Annotated in this window: 20 protein-coding genes; 6 read left to right on the forward strand and 14 right to left on the reverse strand. The window is 66.9% G+C overall.

The window, feature by feature from the left end; genetic code table 11:
• Nucleotides 1–82: 82 nt before the first annotated feature.
• On the reverse strand, nucleotides 83–1,648 hold the full coding sequence (glpK, locus tag CRM90_RS24725) for a glycerol kinase GlpK (RefSeq protein WP_199190040.1): 1,566 nt from the start codon (nucleotides 1,646–1,648) through the stop codon (nucleotides 83–85).
• A 1-nt stretch (nucleotide 1,649) separates the two neighbouring features.
• Here glpK and CRM90_RS24730 point away from each other — a divergent pair, with 1 nt between their 5' ends.
• From CRM90_RS24730 to CRM90_RS24740, 3 genes are read left to right on the forward strand one after another with little or no spacing between them, the layout of a single operon-like run.
• Nucleotides 1,650–2,405: a class I SAM-dependent methyltransferase gene (locus CRM90_RS24730; RefSeq protein ID WP_102809595.1), complete on the forward strand. Its 756-nt coding sequence runs from the start codon at nucleotides 1,650–1,652 to the stop codon at nucleotides 2,403–2,405.
• Between the two features lie 47 nt (nucleotides 2,406–2,452).
• Nucleotides 2,453–3,931 carry a glutamate-cysteine ligase family protein gene (locus tag CRM90_RS24735; protein WP_102809552.1) on the forward strand — a complete coding sequence of 493 codons (1,479 nt, stop codon included), beginning with the start codon at nucleotides 2,453–2,455 and terminating at the stop codon, nucleotides 3,929–3,931.
• Between the two features lie 26 nt (nucleotides 3,932–3,957).
• Nucleotides 3,958–4,635, forward strand: coding sequence for a class I SAM-dependent methyltransferase (locus tag CRM90_RS24740; protein ID WP_102809553.1), 678 nt, complete (start codon nucleotides 3,958–3,960; stop codon nucleotides 4,633–4,635).
• 41 nt (nucleotides 4,636–4,676) lie between these two features.
• Here the strand turns inward: CRM90_RS24740 and egtE are convergent, their stop codons facing one another.
• The 12 genes from egtE to CRM90_RS24795 all read right to left on the reverse strand — a co-directional run bounded on the left by egtE (nucleotide 4,677) and on the right by CRM90_RS24795 (nucleotide 17,444).
• A complete protein-coding gene (gene egtE, locus CRM90_RS24745; RefSeq protein WP_102809554.1) occupies nucleotides 4,677–5,792 on the reverse strand; it encodes an ergothioneine biosynthesis PLP-dependent enzyme EgtE in 1,116 nt (371 codons plus the stop codon).
• A complete protein-coding gene (egtD, locus tag CRM90_RS24750; RefSeq protein ID WP_102809555.1) occupies nucleotides 5,789–6,754 on the reverse strand; it encodes an L-histidine N(alpha)-methyltransferase in 966 nt (321 codons plus the stop codon). The genes egtE and egtD overlap by 4 nt, the downstream gene beginning before the upstream one ends.
• Nucleotides 6,751–7,443 carry an ergothioneine biosynthesis protein EgtC gene (gene egtC / locus CRM90_RS24755; RefSeq protein WP_102809556.1) on the reverse strand — a complete coding sequence of 231 codons (693 nt, stop codon included), beginning with the start codon at nucleotides 7,441–7,443 and terminating at the stop codon, nucleotides 6,751–6,753. Before egtC ends, egtD begins: the two co-directional genes overlap by 4 nt.
• Nucleotides 7,443–8,729 carry an ergothioneine biosynthesis protein EgtB gene (gene egtB / locus CRM90_RS24760; protein WP_102809557.1) on the reverse strand — a complete coding sequence of 429 codons (1,287 nt, stop codon included), beginning with the start codon at nucleotides 8,727–8,729 and terminating at the stop codon, nucleotides 7,443–7,445. The genes egtC and egtB overlap by 1 nt, the downstream gene beginning before the upstream one ends.
• Nucleotides 8,726–10,015, reverse strand: a complete 1,290-nt coding sequence (gene egtA / locus CRM90_RS24765) for an ergothioneine biosynthesis glutamate--cysteine ligase EgtA (RefSeq protein ID WP_102809596.1) — start codon at nucleotides 10,013–10,015, stop codon at nucleotides 8,726–8,728. Before egtA ends, egtB begins: the two co-directional genes overlap by 4 nt.
• A gap of 77 nt (nucleotides 10,016–10,092) precedes the next feature.
• Nucleotides 10,093–10,734 (reverse strand): sensor domain-containing protein, encoded by a 642-nt coding sequence (locus CRM90_RS24770; RefSeq protein WP_102809597.1) that lies wholly within the window; start codon nucleotides 10,732–10,734, stop codon nucleotides 10,093–10,095.
• A gap of 5 nt (nucleotides 10,735–10,739) precedes the next feature.
• A complete protein-coding gene (locus tag CRM90_RS24775; RefSeq protein WP_199190041.1) occupies nucleotides 10,740–11,168 on the reverse strand; it encodes an organic hydroperoxide resistance protein in 429 nt (142 codons plus the stop codon).
• A gap of 83 nt (nucleotides 11,169–11,251) precedes the next feature.
• Nucleotides 11,252–12,700: a catalase gene (locus CRM90_RS24780; protein WP_102809559.1), complete on the reverse strand. Its 1,449-nt coding sequence runs from the start codon at nucleotides 12,698–12,700 to the stop codon at nucleotides 11,252–11,254.
• A 147-nt stretch (nucleotides 12,701–12,847) separates the two neighbouring features.
• Nucleotides 12,848–13,303 carry a hypothetical protein gene (locus CRM90_RS30775; protein WP_199190042.1) on the reverse strand — a complete coding sequence of 152 codons (456 nt, stop codon included), beginning with the start codon at nucleotides 13,301–13,303 and terminating at the stop codon, nucleotides 12,848–12,850.
• 677 nt (nucleotides 13,304–13,980) lie between these two features.
• Entirely contained in the window at nucleotides 13,981–15,060 is a 1,080-nt protein-coding gene (locus CRM90_RS24785; protein ID WP_102809598.1) for a DUF4185 domain-containing protein, read from the reverse strand.
• An 81-nt stretch (nucleotides 15,061–15,141) separates the two neighbouring features.
• Nucleotides 15,142–16,176, reverse strand: coding sequence for an aspartate-semialdehyde dehydrogenase (locus tag CRM90_RS24790; protein ID WP_102809560.1), 1,035 nt, complete (start codon nucleotides 16,174–16,176; stop codon nucleotides 15,142–15,144).
• A 2-nt stretch (nucleotides 16,177–16,178) separates the two neighbouring features.
• On the reverse strand, nucleotides 16,179–17,444 hold the full coding sequence (locus CRM90_RS24795) for an aspartate kinase (RefSeq protein ID WP_102809561.1): 1,266 nt from the start codon (nucleotides 17,442–17,444) through the stop codon (nucleotides 16,179–16,181).
• A 95-nt stretch (nucleotides 17,445–17,539) separates the two neighbouring features.
• On the opposite strand from CRM90_RS24795, the gene CRM90_RS24800 reads away from it, so the two are divergent.
• Entirely contained in the window at nucleotides 17,540–18,223 is a 684-nt protein-coding gene (locus tag CRM90_RS24800) for a nitroreductase family protein (protein ID WP_102809562.1), read from the forward strand.
• Here the strand turns inward: CRM90_RS24800 and CRM90_RS24805 are convergent.
• Nucleotides 18,164–18,607 (reverse strand): hypothetical protein, encoded by a 444-nt coding sequence (locus CRM90_RS24805; protein WP_102809563.1) that lies wholly within the window; start codon nucleotides 18,605–18,607, stop codon nucleotides 18,164–18,166. The genes CRM90_RS24800 and CRM90_RS24805 overlap by 60 nt on opposite strands.
• Nucleotides 18,608–18,740: 133 nt before the next feature.
• Between CRM90_RS24805 and CRM90_RS24810 the strand changes: the two genes are divergently transcribed.
• Nucleotides 18,741–19,994 carry an ammonium transporter gene (locus CRM90_RS24810; RefSeq protein ID WP_102809564.1) on the forward strand — a complete coding sequence of 418 codons (1,254 nt, stop codon included), beginning with the start codon at nucleotides 18,741–18,743 and terminating at the stop codon, nucleotides 19,992–19,994.
• A gap of 90 nt (nucleotides 19,995–20,084) precedes the next feature.
• Nucleotides 20,085–21,392, forward strand: coding sequence for a type III glutamate--ammonia ligase (gene glnT / locus CRM90_RS24815; protein ID WP_102809565.1), 1,308 nt, complete (start codon nucleotides 20,085–20,087; stop codon nucleotides 21,390–21,392).
• Nucleotides 21,393–21,399: the final 7 nt, after the last annotated feature.

Raw genomic sequence — 21,399 nt, forward strand, 5'->3', positions numbered from 1 at the left:
CAACCTCCCCGCTGAAAACGACACCGACCGACTCCACGCAGCTTGACAACGCCCGACAGCGCACGAAACCGCGCCCAACTCGTCAGACCTCCACCCAATCCAGGGTGCGCTGCACGGCTTTGCGCCATCCGGCGTAGCCGGCCTCACGCTGGTCGTCGTCCCACTCCGGCGACCACCGCCGGTCCTCCTGCCAATTGGCTCGCAGGTCATCGGGATCGGCCCAGAATCCGACCGCCAACCCGGCGGCATACGCCGCACCCAGTGCGGTGGTCTCGGCCACCACCGGGCGCACCACGTCCACGCCCAGCACATCGGCTTGGATCTGCATGCACAGCTCGTTCTGGGTGACCCCGCCGTCGACCTTCAAAATCTCGAGGTGCACACCGGAATCGGCTTCCATCGCGTCGACCACGTCGCGGCTCTGATAGCAGATCGCCTCCAGCGTCGCGCGGGCAACATGGGCGTTGGAGTTGTAGCGGGACAGCCCGACGATCGCCCCACGCGCGTCCGAACGCCAATACGGCGCGAACAGCCCCGAGAACGCCGGCACGAAGTACACGCCACCGTTGTCGGCGACCTGCCGCGCCAGGGTCTCGCTCTGCGACGCGCCGCTGATGATGCCGAGCTGGTCGCGCAGCCACTGCACGGCCGAACCCGTCACCGCGATCGAACCCTCAAGAGCGTAAACGGGTTTCGCTTCTCCGAACTGGTAGCACACCGTGGTCAGCAACCCGTTCTCGCTGCGCACGATCTTCTCGCCGGTGTTGAGCAGCAGGAAGTTACCGGTGCCGTAGGTGTTCTTGGCCTCGCCCGGACTCAGGCACACCTGCCCCACCATCGCCGCCTGCTGATCGCCGAGGATGCCGGTCAACGGCACCTCACCGCCCAGCGGGCCGCCGGGTAACGTCACCCCGTACGGCTCGGGCGACGACGACGGTCGGATATCCGGCAGCATCGCGCGCGGAATGCCGAAGAGCGACAACAGTTCGTCGTCCCAGTCCAGCGTCTCCAGATTCATCAGCATGGTGCGGCTGGCATTGGTGACGTCGGTGACGTGCGTACCGCCGTGGGTTCCCCCGGTCAGGTTCCACAGCACCCAGGTGTCCGGCGTCCCGAACAGCGCGTCACCGCGTTCGGCGTCGGCACGTACGCCGTCGACGTTCTCCAGGATCCATTGCAGCTTGCCGCCGGAGAAGTACGTCGCCGGCGGCAGGCCCGCCTTGCGGCGGATGATGTCGCCGCGGCCATCCCGGTCCAGGGCGGCTGCGATCCGGTCGGTGCGGGTGTCCTGCCACACGATCGCGTTGTGGTACGGCCGTCCCGTCTTGCGGTTCCACACCAGCGTCGTCTCCCGCTGGTTGGTGATGCCCAGCGCGGCGAGGTCTTCGACGGACAGTTTCGTCTTGTTCAACGCCGAGACCACCACGGTCTGCGTGCGTTCCCAGATCTCCACCGGGTTGTGCTCCACCCACCCGGACTTCGGCAGGATCTGTTCGTGCTCGAGCTGGTGTCGGCCCACCTCGGCGCCCTTGTGATCGAAGATCATGCAGCGGGTGCTGGTGGTGCCCTGGTCAATCGAGGCGACGAAGTCAGCCAACGGTGCTCCTCTGACGTGCGATGCTGCCGAGGCAGCCGACCTTTCGTCCATGATGGCCTACATGGCATCCGAGATCACCGACATCGCCGACATGCCGCGGGGTGGCCCGGACGCGTCGTGTCTGGATCGCCTGCTGGAGACCAACCGTCCGGAATACCTCGACCGCGACGACGTCGACGACGAGGTCAAGCGCGGCATCGTCACGGCGCTGGACGTGATCGGCAACCTGTTCCGTGAACACGATCGCAACGCCGAACTGGTGCTGCGCGAGGTCGCCGATGTCGTCGACCCCGCCATTCTGGAACTCGGCGCCGGTCACGGAGCGTTGTCGCGCCGGGTGCTCGAGCAGCATCCGACCGCCCACGTCACGATCTCCGACGTCAACGCCGAGTCGGTCGCGGCTATCGCGGCATCCGACCTCGGTGAGCACCCCCGCGCCACCGTGCGCACCATCGACGCGACCGCGATCGACGCCGACGACGGCGCGTTCGACCTGGCCGTCTTCGCGTTGTCGTTTCACCATCTGCCGCCCACCCAGGCCGCCCTGGTTCTCGCCGAAGGCACCCGGGTGGCCAACGAACTCCTGGTCATCGATCTGCCCCGGATGCCCTCGCTTCTGCACATCGCCAAGCTGGCGGCGATGGCGCCACTGGTGTGGTGGCCGTTCGTGCACGACGGACTGGTCAGCTCGCTGCGCTCCTACAGCCCGTCGGCGCTGCGGGCGCTCGGCGCCCACGCCGGAGTCGAGGTGGAGGTCAGCACCAACCCGTTCGATCGACAGGTTCTGCGGGCACGCCGGCGCGGTTGATGGCGATTTGCTTGCGCAGCTTGGTCTGAACCGGTTCCATCGACCCCATGGGCGACGAGGTCAAGCACGCCACCTTCAACCGGGCGCACCGGCAGCAGTACCGGCGCAAGGTCCAGTTGTGCCTGGACGTGTTCGAAACGATGCTGGCCCAATCCAGCTTCGACTTCGACCGGCCGCTGACCGGGATGGAGATCGAGTGCAACCTGGTCACCGATGACTACCAGCCGGCGATGTCCAACCAGGAGGTCTTGGCCGCGATAGCCGATCCGGCCTACCAGACCGAATTGGGTGCCTACAACATCGAATTCAACGTCCCACCACGACCTCTACCCGGTCGGACGGCACTGGAGCTGGAGGCCGAGGTTCGTGCGAGCCTGAATGCCGCGGAGACCAAGGCCAACACCGACGACGCACACATCGTGATGATCGGGATCCTGCCGACGCTGATGCCCGAGCATCTGACCGGCCACTGGATGAGTCCGTCGCTGCGCTATCAGGCACTCAACGATTCGATCTTCACCGCCCGCGGCGAGGACATCCTCATCGACATCACCGGCCCTGAGCGGCTGAGCATGCACGCGGAGTCCATCGCTCCCGAATCCGCTTGTACCAGTATGCAATTGCACCTGCAGGTTTCCCCGGCCGAGTTCGCCGCCAACTGGAACGCCGCTCAGGTGCTGGCCGGCCCGCAGCTCGCCCTCGGTGCCAATTCGCCGTACTTCTTCGGCCACCAGTTGTGGGCCGAGACCCGCATCGAGCTGTTCGCCCAAGCCACCGACACCCGGCCCGACGAACTCAAGGCGCAGGGCGTCCGTCCGCGAGTGTGGTTCGGGGAACGGTGGATCACCTCGATCTTCGACCTGTTCGAAGAGAACGTCCGCTACTTCCCCTCCTTGCTGCCGGAGATGTCCGACGAGGACCCGGTCGCCGAGCTCGCGGCAGGCCGCACGCCTGCTCTGTCCGAACTGCGGCTGCACAACGGGACGGTGTACCGCTGGAACCGGCCGGTATACGACGTCGTGAACGGTCGGCCGCACCTGCGGGTGGAGAATCGAGTGTTGCCGGCCGGGCCCACGGTCGTCGACATGATGGCCAACTCGGCGTTCTACTACGGCGCCTTGAGAGTGTTGGCCGAAGAGGACCGTCCGCTGTGGACGAAGATGAGTTTCACTGCGGCACATGACAACTTCATCGAAGCCGCTCGGCACGGCATGGACGCCAGGCTGTACTGGCCCGGGCTCGGCGAGATCACGCCCGACGAGCTTGTGCTGCGCACCTTGCTGCCGATGGCCGATGAGGGTCTGCGCCGCTGGGGCGTGGCCGCCGAAGTACGGGACCGCTATCTCGGCGTGATCGAGGGCCGCGCGAAGACGGGGCGCAACGGGTCGGCATGGCAGGTCGCGACGGTGCAGGCGCTGCAGGGTCGGGGCATGGCGCGCCCGGAGGCGCTGGCCGAGATGCTGCGGCGCTACTGCTCCCTGATGCACAGCAACGAGCCAGTGCACACCTGGGACATCACCGAGTGACAGCGAGTCCTTGTAAGTTGACGGACATGGACTCTGAGGTGATGGACTGGGACGGCGCCTATAAAGAGGAGGGCGCGTTCGCCGGGCCGCCGCCGTGGAATATCGGTGAGCCGCAGCCCGAACTGGCCGCTCTCGTCCGGGACGGGATGGTCAGCGGTCATGTGCTGGACGCGGGCTGCGGGCATGCCGAACTCGCGTTGGCCCTCGCGGCGACGGGCAGCACCGTCGTCGGTATCGATGTGTCGCCCACGGCGATCTCGGCCGCGACCGAAGCCGCCCGGCAGCGCGGGTTGAGCCACGTGACCTTTGTGTGCGCCGACATCACCTCCTTCACCGGCTACGACGAGCAGTTCGCCACGATCATCGACAGCACGCTGTTCCATTCGCTGCCGGTCGGCGCCCGCGACGCCTACCTCGGTGCGATCCACCGGGCGGCCGCACCCGGGGCGCGGCTCTATGTTCTGGTCTTCGCAAAGGGCGCCTTCCCGCCGCACCTCGAGACCAAGCCCAACGAGGTCGACGAGGACGAGCTACGCGCCGCGGTGTCGAAGTACTTCGTGATCGACGACATTCGGCCGGCGAAGATCCATTCCCACAAGCCGGCGTTCGCCGACCTGCCCCAGGGGGCGATGCCGTTCGAACTCGACGCGAAGGGCCGCCTGATGATGCCGGCCTACCTGCTCAGCGCACATAAGGCGGGCTGAGTACCGCGCACCCCCACGCCCATGCGGGTTCTGCTGGTCGGTCAGGTGACGGCGCGCAGCGCGGCGACCAGCGCCTCGATGTCTTCAGTGCCGGCGTCGACGTGCGGCGAAATCCGCAGCACTGGCGTCGTCAGCTCCAGCGGAGCGCGCTCCACTCCGGCCGCAGTCGTCACGATGCCGTGCTCGTCGATCAGGCGGGCTCGCACCTGCACGGGGTCGGCGCCGTCGGCGGGCTCCAACGTGGTGATGGCGGTCGGGGCGTCGTCGGGTTCCACCACTCGCCAGCCCTGCACCTCGGCCAGCATCGCGCGGGTCTGACGTCCGAGCGCGGCCAGCCGCTGCCGTACCGTTTCCGGTCCGGCCGCGAGGTGCTGTCCCACCGCGACGGAAAAGCCAACCCGCGCAGCGATATTGGCTTCACCGAACTCCAGGCACTGCAACGCCGATACCGCACCGGCCCACGGCGGGGACTGCAACAGGTCGGCCAGCGCCGGACGCGCCGCCAGCACTCCTACCCCGCGCGGGCCCGCCAACCACTTGCGCGACGACGAGTAGACCGCGTCGGCGTCGGCCACGCAGTCGATGTGGCCCAGCGCCTGCGCGGCATCGACGATCAGCGGGACGCCGATCTCCCGGCACACCTCCGCGACCGCGGCGACGGGTTGTACGACACCGCGGTGGCTGCCGACCGCGGTCAGGTGGACCATCGCCGGCGGCGCATCGGCCAGGGTGTTGCGGGCGGCATCCGGGTCGACCCGGCCCAAACTGTCGACCGGTAGCTCCTGCCGGGTGAAGCCGCGCGCAGTGAACTCCACCAGATTGGGGCCGTACTCGCCGGGCAGGCACGCCACGGTCCGTTCCATCGGCCACACGCCGAGCAGCAGTTGTAGCGCGTTGCCCGATCCGGTGGTGAAAATGACGTCGTCCGAGGACATTCCGGTCAGCACGGCCACACCGGCGCGGCCGGCGTCGAGAACCGGAGCGGCCGCCTGCGCAGCGACGTAGCCGCCCACCTCCGACTCGTGGCGGGCGTGTGCGGCAGCCGCATCGATCGCCGCCAGGCTCTGGCGTGAACACGCGGCGCTGTCCAGGTGCACACCGGCCGCGGGCAGCCGTGCCTCCCGCCAGCTGTCAGCCAGAGCGTCGGGTGCGCTCACTTCACCGCCAGGGACAGCCCGAAGTCCCCGGCCTCATCGGTCCACCACTGCGTCCGCCGCAGCCCGGCCGCCTGCAGCTCGTGCGCGACGGCCTCGGGCCGAAACTTGCACGACACCTCGGTGAGCATCTCTTCGCCTGCCGCGAACTCGACGCGCAGATCCAGCCCGGCGACGGTGACCTCCTGCGGAGACATTGCGCGCAGCCACATCTCGATGCGCTCCTCGTCGGGGTTCCAGCGGGCGACGTGCTCAAAGGCGTCGATGTCGAAGTCGGCGTTCAGTTCTCGATTGACCACGGTCAGCACGTTGAGGTTGAACCGCGCGGTCACCCCGGCGCTGTCGTCGTAAGCGCGAACCAGGCGTTCGGTGTCCTTGACCAGGTCGGTGCCCAGCAGCAGGCTGTCCCCGGGGTCGAGTACGTCGGCGAGCGCGGTGAGGAACTCCGCGCGTGGGGCGGCGGTCAGATTGCCGATGGTGGACCCGAGGAACACGAACAACCGGCGACCGCCCGAGGGGATCTTGGCCAGATGTTCCTCGAAATCGCCGCACACCGCGTCGATGTCGAGATCCGGATACTCGTGCTCCAGCGCGGCTCCGGCCAGTTCCAACACACTCGAGTCCACGTCGAACGGCACGAATCGTCGCAGCGACCCGTTGTCGCGCATGGCACTCAGCAGCAGCCGCGTCTTCTCCGACGTCCCGCTGCCGAGTTCCACCAGTGTGTCGGCACCACTTGCGGCGGCGATCGCCGCCGACTGGGATCGCAGGATCTGCGCTTCGGTCCGGGTCGGGTAGTACTCCGGCAGCCGGGTGATCTGGTCGAACAGGTCACTACCGACGGCGTCGTAAAACCATTTGGGCGGCAAGGACTTCGGTGTCTGCGCCAAGCCGTGCAGCACATCGTCGCGGAGCGCCTGGGCGGCAGCGTCGGCGGCCAGGTAGTTCGACAGCGTGAACGTCACAAAGATCCTTTCAGCGGGGTCAGCGTCACCTGTCCCCCGCTCACGTCGACGAGATGCCGGTCCGGGATGTCCTGCCAGTCGGGGTGGTCGTCATAGGGTTCGCTGGCCAGCACCACTCCGTCACTGCGGCACAACACCGACAGAGTGTCACCCCAGGTGGTGGCCAGCAGCCGAGATCCGTTGGCGGCCATGATGTTCAACCTTGCACCCGGATCCGCCACCCCGACTTCGGCGATCGTATCGCCGAGGTTCTCCGGTCCGCGGTCGAAGATCAGCGCGGCAAGCATCGCGCTGTCGACGGTCGATTCGGCCGCCGCGCTGACGGGCAACACGCCGCGGTCGACCACCCCGTTGTGGGACAGCAGCCAGGTGCCGTCGCTGAACGGGGCAGACGCACTGGCCTCGATCGGCATGCCGACCGACGCCGAACGCACCGCTGCGACAATGCAAGTGCTACGCAACGCCGGTGACACCGAGGCGAACGAGACATCGCCCCACAGCGGCGACGCGCTGCGCCAGCGGCGCACCTCGCCGCCATCGAAGAAGCCCACACCCCAGCCGTCGGCGTTGATCAACCCGTGCTTCTGCCGGCGCGGGGCATAGGACTGAACTCTCAACCCGCACGGCGGGTCGAGGACCAGCGAGGCGATCGCCACCGGTTCGCCCAGCCAGCCCAGGTGCCGGCACATCAGACGTCCCACGCCAAGCGCACACCGGAGAAGATCTGCCGACGGATCGGGTGATCCCAATTCCGGAAGCTGGGGCGCAACGTGTCGGCGCCCACCGCCCACGAACCACCGCGAAGCACCTTGTAGTCACCGTCGAAGAACGGCTCCGAATAGCGTTGATAGATCATCGGTGTGAAGCCCGGCCATGGCCGCAGCGGCGACGTGGTCCACTCCCACACATCTCCGAGCATCTGCTCGGCGCCATAGGCAGACGCCCCGTCGGGATAGGCCCCAACCGGCGCGGGGCGCAGCGCCTGCCCACCGAGGTTGGCCCGGTGCGGTGTCGGTTCCTCCGGGCCCCACGGGTAACGACGGCGCGAGCCGACCTCCGGATCCCAGGCGGCGGCCTTCTCCCATTCGACTTCACTCGGCAGCCGTGCGCCCGCCCACGCCGCGTAGGCCTCGGCTTCGAAGAAAGTGACGTGTTGGACGGGTTCGTCGCCGGGGATGTCCTCGACGTGGCCGAATCGGGTTCGGGTGCCGTCCGGATTCCAGAACTCCGGTGCGCTCAACTCGGCTTGGAGCCGGTGCTCCCATCCGCGCGGTGACCACCATCGCTGTTGGATGTAGCCGCCGTCATCGATGAACTGGCGCCATTCGGCGTTGGTCACCGGTACCCGGCCGATGCGGAACGCCGGCACATCGACCACGTGGGCGGGGCGTTCGTTGTCCAGTGACAGCGGTTCGGTCGCCGCGTCGACGCCGAGGACGAACGGGCCGCCGGGCACCAGAACCGAACTGCCGGCCAACGCGGGCCTGCCCTGCGGCAGCGTCATCCGATGCGCCAAAATCGGTGCGCCGCTGCGCAAGTTGAGTGCCTGCAAAATTGTCTCGTCGTGCTGGTTCTCATGGCTGATCACCAAGCCGAAGCGGAACGCGACCTCGGCATCGTCATCGCGGTGGGGCAAGGTGTCGAGCACGTCGAGTGCGGCGGCCCGCACGGTATTGCAGTAGGCGCGGGACTGCGCCGGTGACAGCAGCGGGAGATCGACGCGGCTGGCGCGAGTGTGCACGAAGGCGTCGTAGAGGCCTTCGATGTTCGCGGGCAGCATCCCCGGCCGATTCGGGTCGCCGTCGCGCAGGAGCCAGAGCTCCTCCTGTTGCCCGATGTGGGCGAGGTCCCAGACCAATGGACTCATCAGCGGGCTGTACTGGCGATGCAACTCGGCGTCGTCGAAGTCGGTCAGCGTCCACGTGCGCTGGCGGGCCCGTTCGAGGTCCCGGGCCAGCGTCTCGCGTGCGATCACGCCGTCGCCTCGGCCATCTGCAGGACGGCACCTTCGATGCCGCGCTCGATGACCCGATCGGCGAATTCGTCGGCTGGGCAGCGGCCTTCTTCCACGTTGTGCACCAACCGCCGCATGGACTCGGATAATTCCGCGGGGGCCCGGTCGGCGACGAGCGCGACGCATCGGTTGGCGGCTTCGTAGAGGCGGTCGTCCTTGAGACCGACCCGCGCGGCAAGGTCCCACGCCGTCTCAACCGATTCGACGGCCTCGGCGGCCAGTTCGGCGAGGGCCGGGTCGTCGAGAAGGGTGACGACGAGGAACACGACTGCGGGCAGCAGATCGTCGGGCACGCTGTCGAGGTACCGGATTTCCAGCCAGCGGCGGGGGCGCACCGGCGGGAACAGCGTGGTCAGGTGGTAGTCGAGGTCGGCGGTGGTCGGGCGGCGATCGCCGAGCAGCACCAGTCCGTCGGCCCAGTCCGCGAACGGCACGTGCTCGGTGACCGCGACGGGATCCGGGTTGTGCACCAACATCACCGGTGCCTTGAGCGCGTAGCGCGCCCAGTCAGTGCACGGATCGTCACCGCTGGCGCCCAGGACCGGCCCACAGCGCGCCGAGTCCAGCTGACTCCACACCCGCTGACGGGTTGACACCCAGCCGGTGAAGTCCCCGCCGAGCAACGGTGAATTCGCCGCGATCGCGATCATGGTGGGGCCGAGCGCATGGGCGAGCCGCACCCGCTCGGCCCAGCCGTCGCGGGGACCGGCGTCGAGGTTGATCTGGATCGAGGCCGTCGAGGTCATCATCGCCGCCCCTGCGCTGGCCGTCCCGGACGCGACGAAGAACTGTTCCATCGCCTCATAGCGGGCGCCGGGATTGACCCGATGCGGGCGGCGTAGCGGGTCGGCGCCGAGCAGCACCAGGCCGAGGCCGGCGTCGGCGAACGCCGAACACAACCTCGCCCGGTCGGCGGCCAGCGCGGCGATGGCCGGCACCGGGCCGTCGGCCGGCGGGCCGGACAGTTCGACCGCGCCCCCCGGTTCCACGGTGACGGCGCTGCCGCCGGGCAACGGTCCGACGGTGGCGATCACGTCGCTCAGTTCCGACCAGCCCGGGCGGCGCAGTGGATCAGCCAGATCGAAGCAGTGCGCTTCGAGTTCCAGACCCACCCGACCGATCGGACCGTCGTCCAGTGAAGCGCCGGCGATGTGCAAGGCAGCCGAGGATGAGCTGTTCAGGACTCGTTCTTCGGCACCCGACCCGCAAGGTGCCCGGCCCGACTCCGAAGTGACGGCGAACGTCATGACATCCATCTTCCAGACCGCACCGACAAGTTTCGTCGATCCGCGGCTGACCCGTTGATGACGTTCACCCGACCTCGCTATAGACCCAATGTGTTCTGCATGGCGCCGGCCAGTACGTTCACCGCCGGCCCGCCGTTGCCGGACTGGCAGACCTTGGCCTGCAACAGCACGTTTTCCCGCAACCGCGTCTGGGTGAAACACCGCCGATCGGTATCTGCTTCCTGTTTGACCCACACCGCGTCGGTGGCCGTCGGGGCAGCACCGCCGAACGACCACACCTGAGTTGTTCCGTCGGCGAGGTGCATGGCGGTGGTCTGACCGGCGCACCCGACCGTGCGGTCGACGACGCGGTGGTACGCACGGGTGGCGGCGTCGACGGTCGCAAACACCCCGACGGCCTGTTTGACCAGGTGGTTCTGGTCGGTGGCCGAGGTCTGCGTGACCGCGCTGTTGAACGACGCAAGGTCGGGATCGTTGAACACCTCGGGCAGCCCGATGTCGGCCCAGTTGTTGCAGACCGGCAGATCGACCCAGAACCCCTGCACCGGGTCGGTGCTCACTGCCTCCCACGTCATCGGTGCTCCGACGATGTTGCCAACCGAGCCTTTGGCGAGCACGGCGTATGAGACCACGCCCGGGTCCGCCGGCCGGGCCTGCGCCGGAGCGGCCGCGACTACGCCCGCTGCCAGCACAGCGGCCGCCGCTGCGGCGGTGCGCATCACCCTCAGACCTTGGCGGTCAGCGTGACGTCGATATTGCCGCGGGTCGCTTTCGAATACGGGCACACCTGGTGAGCCTTGTTCATCAGGTCCTCGGCCTGACTCTGTTCGAGTCCGGGGAGGTAGCCGATGAGGTGGGCGTTGATGCCGTACCCGCCGTCGGCGTCCTTGCCGAAGCCGACCTGCGCGGTGATGCCCGACGCACTGTCGAGTCCGATCTTCTCCGAGCGCGCCACCAGTTGCAGCGCGCCCAGGAAGCAGGCGGCGTAACCCGCCGAGAACAGTTGCTCGGGGTTGGTGCCCTCGCCGCTACCGCCCGCTTCCTTGGGCGGCCTGGTGTCCAGATCGATCCGGTTGTCCGACGACTTCACGTGGCCGTCACGCCCGCCGCCGCTGGCCGTCGATTCCGCGGTGTAGATGACCTCGATGCTCATGACTTCGATCATGCCAGGCCGCGAGATCGACATGAAGGTCGTGAAAATTCACCCGATCACAACCCTCATGTCGATGTCGGCTGCTAGCCGGTGTTGCCTCGCACGCCTTCCTCGATCTTCTTGCCGAGGTCGGCATCGATGTTGCTCCAGTACTCGAACACCCGGGACAGCACAGGCTCCTTGACACCTTTGGATACGTGACCGATGACGTTGTGCGCCAACCTGTCTCGGGCATCGTCGTCGAGAACTTCCCGGACCAGGGCGCCGGCCTGACCCCAGTCGTCATCGTCTTGACGAAGGGCGTACGCGGAGCGGACCATATCTCCGTCCGAGGCCCAGTGCACCTCAGCCGCACGCGCGGGATCGGCCTGCGGACCACCCATCGAGTTCGGCGCGTACACCGGATCGGTCACGTTGTGCATCCGCATCGCACCGTCTTTGGAGTAGCTATGCACTTCGACTCTCGGCGTGTTGACCGGGATCTGCTTGTAGTTCACCCCGAGCCGGTGCCGATGGGCGTCACTGTAGGAGAAGCCACGTGCCAACAGCATCTTGTCCGGGCTCAATCCGGTACCGGGCACGATGTTGTTTGGTTCGAAAGCAGCCTGCTCGATCTCGGCGTGATAGTCGGTGACGTTGCGGTTCAACGTCATTCGACCAACTTCGTGTAGCGGGTAATCGCTGTGCGGCCACACCTTGGTCAGGTCGAACGGATTGAACCGGTACGTCTTGGCGTCCTCGAACGGCATGATCTGGACGTGCAGAGTCCAGCTCGGGAAGTCGCCGGCCTCGATGGTGTCGAAGAGGTCGCGCTGGTGGTAATCGCCGTCGCTGCCTGCCAATTCGTCGCCTTCCTCCTGCGTGAGGAATTCGATGCCCTGGTCGGTCTTGAAGTGGTATTTCACCCAGAACAACTCGCCGGCCGCGTTGAGCCAGCTGTAGGTGTGGCTGGAGTAGCCGTTCATGTTTCGCCAGGACTTCGGGATGCCGCGGTCACCCATCAACCAGGTGACCTGGTGTGCGGATTCCGGTGAAAGCGTCCAGAAGTCCCACTGCATGTGGTGATCCCGCAGGTTCGACGACTGCAGGCGCTTCTGAGAGCGGATGAAGTTCTGGAACTTGATCGGATCCCGCAGGAAGAACACCGGCGTGTTGTTACCGACGAGGTCGAAGTTGCCCTCGGAGGTGTAGAACTTCAGAGCGAATCCGCGGGGGTCACGCCAGGTGTCTGGGCTGCCGCGCTCGCCGGCGACGGTGGAGAATCTGGCCACCATGTCGGCTTTGATGCCGGGCTGCAGGAACGCCGCACGAGTGAACTTGCTGACGTCCTGCGTCACTTCGAACGTTCCGAACGCACCGCCGCCTTTGGCGTGCGGTTGGCGCTCCGGGATACGTTCGCGATTGAAGTTGGCCATCTGCTCGATCAGGTAGTGGTCCTGGAGCAGGATCGGGCCATCCGGCCCGACGGTCAGGGAATGTTCGAGGCTCGGCGCCGGTGCACCGGCATCTGTCGTCGCAAATTTCTCAGTCATCGTCTCCCCTATCTGGAGTCAGCACCTTTCAGAAGGCGTGTACCCAAGACCCGTTCTACTCTCCCAAAACGGTTCCGGGGCAATCCCTGAACAACAGGGTGCCCAGCGTCCCTGGGGGGTGGGACGCTGGGCACGTCTGCGGTGCGGTCAGGGACGCGGGGTCGGGGTGACGGTGCCGCCCGGACCTGCGCCACCCGGACCTCCTGGCCCGAATCCGGGGCCGGCGCCCGGACCCTGGCTCTGCCCACCCGGGCCCCCGGGGCCCATCGGACCCCACGGTCCTGCGCCGGGCATCATCATCCCGGGGCCGCCACCAGGTCCGCCCCGGTGGTGGAACTGTTGAGAGTCACCATCCCCGCGGTGGTGGTGCCAGCCGCCACCGCCGCCGCTGTGGCGGCCGAGGGCGAAGCCGGTGAAGAAGACTGCGCCGACGATGAAGACGGTGCCGGCGACGATCGCGACCCAGGCAACGGCCTGGTACAGCCGGTTGGGTCGGGTGGCGACGGGGACCGGGCCGTAGTAGGGCGGTGGCGGAGGCGGCGGGTCGAGAGTGGCGACAGGGCTGGTTGCGGGCTCGTCGGCCCGCTCGGGTGTTTCGGTCATGAATCGATGATGCGAGCCCGCCGCCCAGTGCGGGTTAAGTACCGCCTTTGAGTTGGCTATGAATGGTGCACCCAGCGCTGCGCTACGGGACTAGACAGTTTTAGCGAACTTTGAAACTATGTTCCGAAAGTTGCGGTGAAGGAGTGTCCACTGTGTGGTTATACCTTTACCTGTCCGGCGTGCCGCTATTCGGATTTCTGGCTTGGATATTCTCTGATTCTGGCGAAGAAGGTGGCGCAGCACGAACCCACGAACGCCTTCCGCTGATTGTTGCGGCGGGAGTCCTGTGGCCGGTGTTGCTAATGGGAGTTGCCCAGATTCAAGTATTCCGAATACGAGCGAAGTTTCGTGCGTCACTAAAGCAGCCCCGCCAGAGCAGCTGGCGAGCCCCGTAGAGCAACCACGAGCAGAATTATTGTGTTTGTCAATTACCTGTGAAGCGACGCGCTTCGCAGATACCGTTTCGGTTCTCGGGAGAAACCAGGCGCAGACTCATGGCAGCCAATGCCGCAATCGCCTTGACGTGCGCACGCTCGACCGGGTGCCACAACCCGGTACGCCGCGGCGCTCAGCGTGGTCAGTGGCGGGTCAGCGCGGACACTAAGCCTGGGGCCATTCACCGCTGCACACGGCTTTGATGCGGTCGACGGCGCAGCGCACGCAGGTCAAGGAGGGACTCACCAGGGCTTGATCGGGTTCACCGCGAACTGCAGCACCCGGTAGGGCGCGCGGTCGCGCGGCGTGGTGTTCCACTGACTGACGAATACCCGCACCTCGTCGAGCGTCGAACCCGGCGAGATGTAGCCGCCGTACGGCTGCGCCAGCCGGTTGTCTTCCGGCGGCGGCAAGCTCTCCGCGGGGTCGGGCCAGTCGCCCGCTTGCACCACCGTCGTCACCGGCGCGGTTCCCAGACCCGTCGGGTCGTAGGCCACCCGCATCTCCATGTTCCCGGTGCTGGCGTTGAAGTAGGACAGCACCGGCTTTCCGTCGACCTCGCGCAGGCTCATCTCACCGATCTTGTCCGGCCATAACGGGGTTGGCGTCTTGTTCCAGCCGCCGCCCGGACCGGCCGCCCAGCCTTGCCAGCGCGCACGGTCGGTGAAGTTCTCTCGCGTGGCGCGGTAAAGCATCACCGGCCCGGACCGGTCGAAATTGTTGGCCACGATGTACACCCAGCCGGTCTGCGAGTCCGGTGTCGGGATCGGGTCGTAGTAGCCGCTGATCTGCGTCTGACGGCCGCCGGCGTAGGAGGCGGGCCGCTGCGAACCCGCGACGGTCTGCCAACCGCCTTGCCCGGCAACCGCTTTCACCAGCCGCGACGTCTGCGGTACCAGGTCTTTGGTGGTGGTCACCAGCAGATAGTTCTGCCGGTTGATCTGCACCACCCCCGCGGGCAGCTGCGAAGCACCCGGCGGCCGGGGGTCGGCCAGCAAGGGTTTGTCCACCCCGACGACGCCGGTGTAGCGGATGCCGCCGGGATCATCGACCGAGTCGCCGGCCACCCGCAGTGCGACCGGCGAGAACCACCCACCGAATCCGACGCCCTGGCCGGCAAAGCTGTCCCCGCAGATTTGGAGCAATTCAGTTGGGAATTCCATGAACTCGCACAAGTCGGTGGCGCCTATGCCGTACTCGCGGGTCGGCGTCCCGGTGCCGGCGATCGGCCCGATCCGCACCACCTGGCCCGGCGCCAACGGCGCGAGGATCGGGTCAGGAGCTGGGCTCGGCGGATCGGCGATCGCCGGGGGCGCCAGCATCAGCGCCGAGATCGACGAAATGGCGCACGCCACTCGCAGTTTCACGCCCAAACGTCGGTTTCGGCGCAAGGGGGACCAATCCTAGAGCTCGGCGGCCAGCAGCTCGGCGATCTGAATCGTATTGAGGGCAGCACCTTTTCGCAGGTTGTCACCCGAAAGGAACAGTGCGAGGCCACGGCCGTCCGGCACGCCGGGATCCTGGCGAATCCGGCCCACCAGGGTCTCGTCCACCCCGGCAGCAGCCAGCGGCGTGGGGACGTCGACCAGCTTCACCCCGGGGGCACCGTCGAGCAGCGCAGTGGCCCGCTCCGGCGAAATCGGCTCAGCGAATTCGGCGTTGATCGACAGTGAGTGCCCGGTGAACACCGGAACCCGCACACACGTCCCGGACACGGCAAGCTCCGGGATGCCCAGGATCTTGCGGCTCTCGTTGCGCAGCTTCTGATCCTCGTCCGTCTCACCGGAGCCGTCGTCGACCAGTGACCCGGCCAGCGGAACCACGTTGAACGCAATCGGCGCAACATATTTCACCGGAGCCGGGTAATCCAGCGCCGACCCGTCGTGCACCAGCTCCTCGACCCCGGAGATCACCGCGCGGGCCTGGGTGGCCAACTCGTCGACACCGGCCAGCCCACTGCCCGACACCGCCTGATAGGTGGAGGCGATCATCCGCACCAACTGGGCTTCGTCGTGCAGCACCTTGAGCACCGGCATCGCGGCCATGGTGGTGCAATTCGGGTTGGCGATAATGCCTTTGGGCCGATTGCCCGCGTCACGCGCGAAGTTCACCTCGGACACCACCAGCGGCACCTCGGGATCCTTACGCCACGCCGAGGAGTTGTCGATCACGACCACACCGGCTGCAGCGAACCGCGGCGCCTGTACCCGCGACATCGTCGCGCCGGCCGAGAACAACGCGATGTCCAGGCCGGTGGGATCCGCGGCCTCGGCGTCCTCGACCTCGATCTCCTGGCCGCGGAACGGCAGCTTCTTGCCCGCCGACCGTGACGAGGCGAAGAACCGCACGCTGGTGACCGGGAAGTCCCGCTCCTCGAGCAGGGTGCGCATCACCTGGCCGACCTGGCCGGTGGCTCCGACAACACCGATGTTGACCATGACTACCGACCCGTCCCGGCGTAGACGACGGCTTCTTCATCGCCGCCGAGACCGAACGCCTCGTGCAACGTGGCAACGGCCTTGTCCAGCTCAGTGTCCTTGACCAGCACCGAGATTCGGATCTCGGATGTCGAGATCAGCTCGATGTTCACCCCGACCTCGGCCAGCGCCTCGCAGAACGTCGCGGTCACACCCGGGTGGCTGCGCATCCCGGCGCCCACCAGCGAGACCTTGCCGATGTGGTCGTCGTAGAGCACCTTGGTGAAACCGATCTCACCCTGCAGTGCGGTGAGCTTCTCCACCGCCGTCGGCCCGATGTCGCGCGGGCAGGTGAACGTGATGTCGGTTTTGCCGTCCTCGACCTTGGAGATGTTCTGCAGCACCATGTCGATGTTGATGTCGTTGTCGGCAACCGCACGGAACACCTTTGCGGCGTAGCCGGGTACGTCGGGCAGCCCGACAACGGTGACCTTGGCCTCACTGCGGTCGTGGGCAACTCCGGTCAGGATGGCGTCTTCCATGGGGATGTCCTCGATAGATCCTGTGACGATCGTGCCGGGCTTGTCGGTGTATGAAGACCGGACGTGAATCGGAACGTTGTAGCGACGGGCGTATTCCACACAGCGCAGCATCAGCACCTTTGCGCCGCAGGCCGCCATCTCGAGCATTTCCTCGAAGCTGACGGTGTCCAGGCGACGGGCATTGGGCACGATGCGCGGGTCGGCGGTGAAGATGCCGTCGACGTCGGTGTAGATCTCGCAGACGTCGGCATTCAGGGCGGCCGCCAGCGCGACGGCGGTGGTGTCCGAGCCGCCGCGGCCCAGCGTCGTGACGTCCTTGGTGTCTTGGCTCACGCCCTGGAAGCCGGCGACGAGAACGATCTGTCCCTCGTCGAGCGCGGATCGCAGCCGGGTGGGCGTGACGTCGATGATCTTGGCGTTGCCGTGGGCGCCGGTGGTGACGACACCGGCCTGCGATCCGGTGAAGGACCGGGCCTGCGCCCCTAGCGACTCGATGGCCATCGCGACCAGCGCGTTCGAGATCCGCTCGCCCGCGGTCAGCAGCATGTCCAGCTCACGGGCGGGCGGTGCCGGGCAGACCTGCTTGGCCAGATCCAGCAGTTCGTCGGTGGTGTCGCCCATCGCCGAGACCACCACGACGACGTCGTTACCGGCCTTCTTGGTTTCGACGATGCGCTCGGCGACGCGCCGGATCCGGTCGGCATCGGCCACCGAGGATCCGCCGTACTTCTGCACGACGAGCGCCACTGTCTGCCCTTTCGAAAGAGTGGGATGTCGGCTCTAAGGATAAGGGGTCGCAGCACCTGCTTTTTCCGGCCCGATCGGCGCGTAACGTCGCGGCGGTGCCTGACCAACGCGCCGACCCGCTCCGCGAACGTCATGCCCGGACCCGGGTGCCGATCCACCCGCCGATCGCCGACAGGTGGAGTCCGCGGGCTTTCGACCCCGACGCCGAGGTCACCTCGGAGCAGCTGATCGCACTGATCGAGGCGGCCCGGTGGGCCGCGACCTGGGGACATCGACAGCCCGTGCGCTTCGTCGTGGGGCGGCGGGGCGACGCGGCGTTCACCACGCTCACCGGGTTCCTGCGCCGCGGCAACAGTTACGCCCACGCCGCGGGCGCGCTGATCCTGGTGTGTGCCGACGAGGGCGAGGACGAGCGCACGGCGCTCTACGCGGCCGTGGATGCGGGTGCGGCCATCGCGAATCTGTCCGTCGAAGCCGTCGCCCGTGGCCTCATCGTGCATCCGATGGCCGGCTTCGACGTCGACGGTGCCCGCACCGCATTCAACCTGCCGGACGGGGTGCGCCCACTGGCGGTCGTGGCCGTCGGCGCTCTCGGTGACTATGCACAGTTGCCGCCGGAGATCGCCGAACGCGACGGCCGGCCGCGGGAGCGGCTGCCGCTCGAGGAGATCGTGCTCAACTGGTCAGGAGCATGGCCGTCGTCAGGAGCATGGCCGTCGTCAGGAGCAGGTCTTGCGCAGCTCGCCGAGCTTGGCGACGATCCGGTCGTTGAGCAGTGACATCTCGTAGACCTGAGGCGGCGCCGGGGCGCCGGGCGCGCGGTTCTGGGTCTGCGACCGCAGCGTCGGTAGCCCGCTGACGAACTGGTTGGCCAGCTGCGCCACCTCGGTGGCCTGGGCGGCCAACCCCGGATCGGTCACCTTCTGCGCCCGCTCGGCCAGGCCGTCGGCCCAGTCCTTGTAGGCGGTGTCCTCGGCGACGGTCGGCACACCCTCGTTGCCCTTGGAGTCGATCTTCGCCGCCTGAGATCGGCTGAAGTCCAGGAAGTCGATCACCGGCTTGCACTTCTCCGGCGGCCCGTCGAACCACTTCGAATAAATGGCGAAGCCGACCGCGATCACCACCACGGTGATGGTGAGGACCCAGCGCGGACGTCGGTGCATGGTCGCCCAGCGTAGCGAAGCGTCAACGTTTAACGCGGCGGCAACACCACGAGGGTGTCTACGTAACAGAAACATCGTTCACTGCCGGTGAACGGCCCAACCATGGACGGGCCGCCCACCCGCAGGAGATTAGATGGATACAGGGACCACAGCATTCATGCTGTGTTGCATCATCGGGCTGACGATGATGATCCCGGGCCTGGCGCTGTTCTACGGCGGCATGGTCTCGGTCAAGAGCTCCACCAACATGATGATGATGACGTTCGGCGCTGTGGCCATCGTCGGCGTGCTCTGGATTTTGTTCGGCTTCTCCATGACGTTCGGTACGTCCTACGGCGGTTTCGTCGGCAGTCTGACCGAATTCGCCGGGATGAAGAACCTGCTGGAGTCGCAGACCACGATCTCCGGTCTGCCGGTCAGTCTGTTCGCGTTGTTCCAGGCACTGTTCGCGGCAATCACGGTCGCACTGATCTCCGGTGCGGCGGCCGACCGAATGAAGTTCGCGGCCTGGATGGTCTTCGCGACCCTGTGGGCGGTTCTGTGCTATTTCCCCGTCGCACACTGGGTGTTCGCGTTCAACGGGGTGGTCACCCCGGACGCAGTCGGTGGCTGGATTGCCAACAACCTCAAGGCAATTGACTTCGCCGGTGGTACCGCGGTGCACATCAACGCCGGTGCAGCCGCGCTGGCGGTGGCCATCGTGCTCGGCAAGGGTGCCAGCTGGGGCAAGCTGCGCAAGCCGCACAACGTCCCACTGACACTGCTCGGCGCCGGACTGCTGTGGGCCGGCTGGTATGCCTTCAACGGCGGTTCGGCTCTGGCCGCGGGCAATTCGGCGGCCATCGTCATGGTCACCACGTTCGTCGCCACCTGCGCTGCCACGCTCGCCTGGCTGGCGGTGGAGAAGTTCAAGGTCGGCCACGTCACCGGTGTCGGTGCGGCGGCGGGTGCCATCACCGGCCTGGTCGCGATCACCCCGGCCTGTGGTTCGGTGACGCCGGTCGGCGCGATCATTCTCGGCCTCGTCGCGGGCGCCATCTGCCCGTTCGCCGTGGGCCTCAAAGAGAAGTTCGGGTACGACGATTCGCTCGACGTCGTCGGCGTGCACCTCGTCGGTGGTGTCATCGGCACCCTGCTGATCGGCTTCCTGGCCAGCGACACCATGCCGAACAAGGTGAACGGTTTCTTCTACGGCGGCGGTTTCGACCAGCTGTGGCGCCAAGCCGTGGCGGCCGGTGCGGTGATGATCTATTCGTTCGTGATCGCATTCGTCATCGCGTGGGCCATCAAGAAGACGATGGGTATCCGGATCTCCTCGGAAGAAGAGGAGAAGGGTATCGACACCCACGTCCACCGCGACCCGGCGTACGAGCTCGAGTACGCCTGATGCGGACTCGAGCCGGGCGTGGCACTCCTTCCCCCGCCCGGCTCGAGCCCCTCGCGCATTCCCAATTCACCAAAGAGCTTGTTGGAGAACATGTCTGCCACCCTCGCTGAGTTGGCCGAGGCCTCAGCAACCAAGTTCATCCTCGCGTTGTTCGTCGACCTGCGGGGAAAGCCCTGCGCCAAGCTGGTCCCCGTCGAGGCCGTCGATCTACTGGCGACCGAGGGAGTCGGCTTCGCCGGATACGCCGTGGGCGCAATGGGTCAGGAGCCCAAAGACCCTGACCTCATGGCGATCCCGGACCCCGAGTCGTTCACCCCGATTCCGTTCATCAAAGACGGCCTGGCGATCGTGCACTGCGATCCGCACGTCGAGGGTCGGCCGTGGCCCTTTGCGCCGCGCGTCATCCTCAAGTCGTTGATCCAGCGGGCCGCTGACGCCGGCTTCGAGCCCTGGGTCGGCGCGGAAGTCGAATACTTCCTACTGACCCGCGGCGCGGACGGCGCACTGGCCACCGCCGACACCGCGGACACCGCGGCGCAGCCGTGTTATGACGCGCGCGGCGTGACCCGGATGTATGACCACCTCACCGCGATCTCGACCGCGATGAACACCCTCGGCTGGTCCAACTATGCCAACGACCACGAAGACGGCAACGGCCAGTTCGAGCAGAACTTCCAGTTCGCCGACGCGCTGACCACAGCCGACCGGGTGGTGACGCTGCGCTACCTGCTGTCGATGATCGCCGCCGAGCGCGGCATGGTGGCCACGTTCATGCCCAAACCCTTCTCCGATCGGACCGGCAGCGGCCTGCACCTGCACCTGTCACTGACCAGCGGCGGCACCCCGGTGTTCCCCGAGGAGTCCGACGATCGCGGGCTGGGCCTGTCGCCCACCGCGTATGCGTTCATCGGCGGCATCCTCGACCACGCCTGCGCCCTGCAGGCCGTCGTCGGGCCGACGGTCAACTCCTACAAGCGAACCGGAGCACTGACGACGGCTTCCGGGGCCTCCTGGGCTCCGCGCCTGCCCACCTACGGCGGCAATGACCGCACCCACTACATTCGGGTTCCGGACTCTCAGCGGGTGGAGCTGCGGGGTGGCGACGGGTCGGCCAACCCGTATCTGGCCATCGCGGCCGCGCTCGGCGCCGGGATCGACGGCATCAAACGCAGCACCGACCCTGGCGCGATCGGCAACACCGACGGCCGCACGGCCCTACCACCGACACTGCTGCACGCCGTCGAAGAGTTCGAGGGTGACCCGGTGGTCACCGGTGTGCTCGACACCGTCGGCGACGGAGTCGCAGCCTACTTCGCCGGCATCAAGCGTGACGAATTCTTCGCCTACCACAGCGCGGTCAGTCCGTGGGAGGTCGACCAGTACCTGACCGCATTCTGACCCCGAG

The organism is Mycobacterium sp. ENV421 (genome assembly GCF_002887815.1).
Taxonomy (GTDB): domain Bacteria; phylum Actinomycetota; class Actinomycetes; order Mycobacteriales; family Mycobacteriaceae; genus Mycobacterium.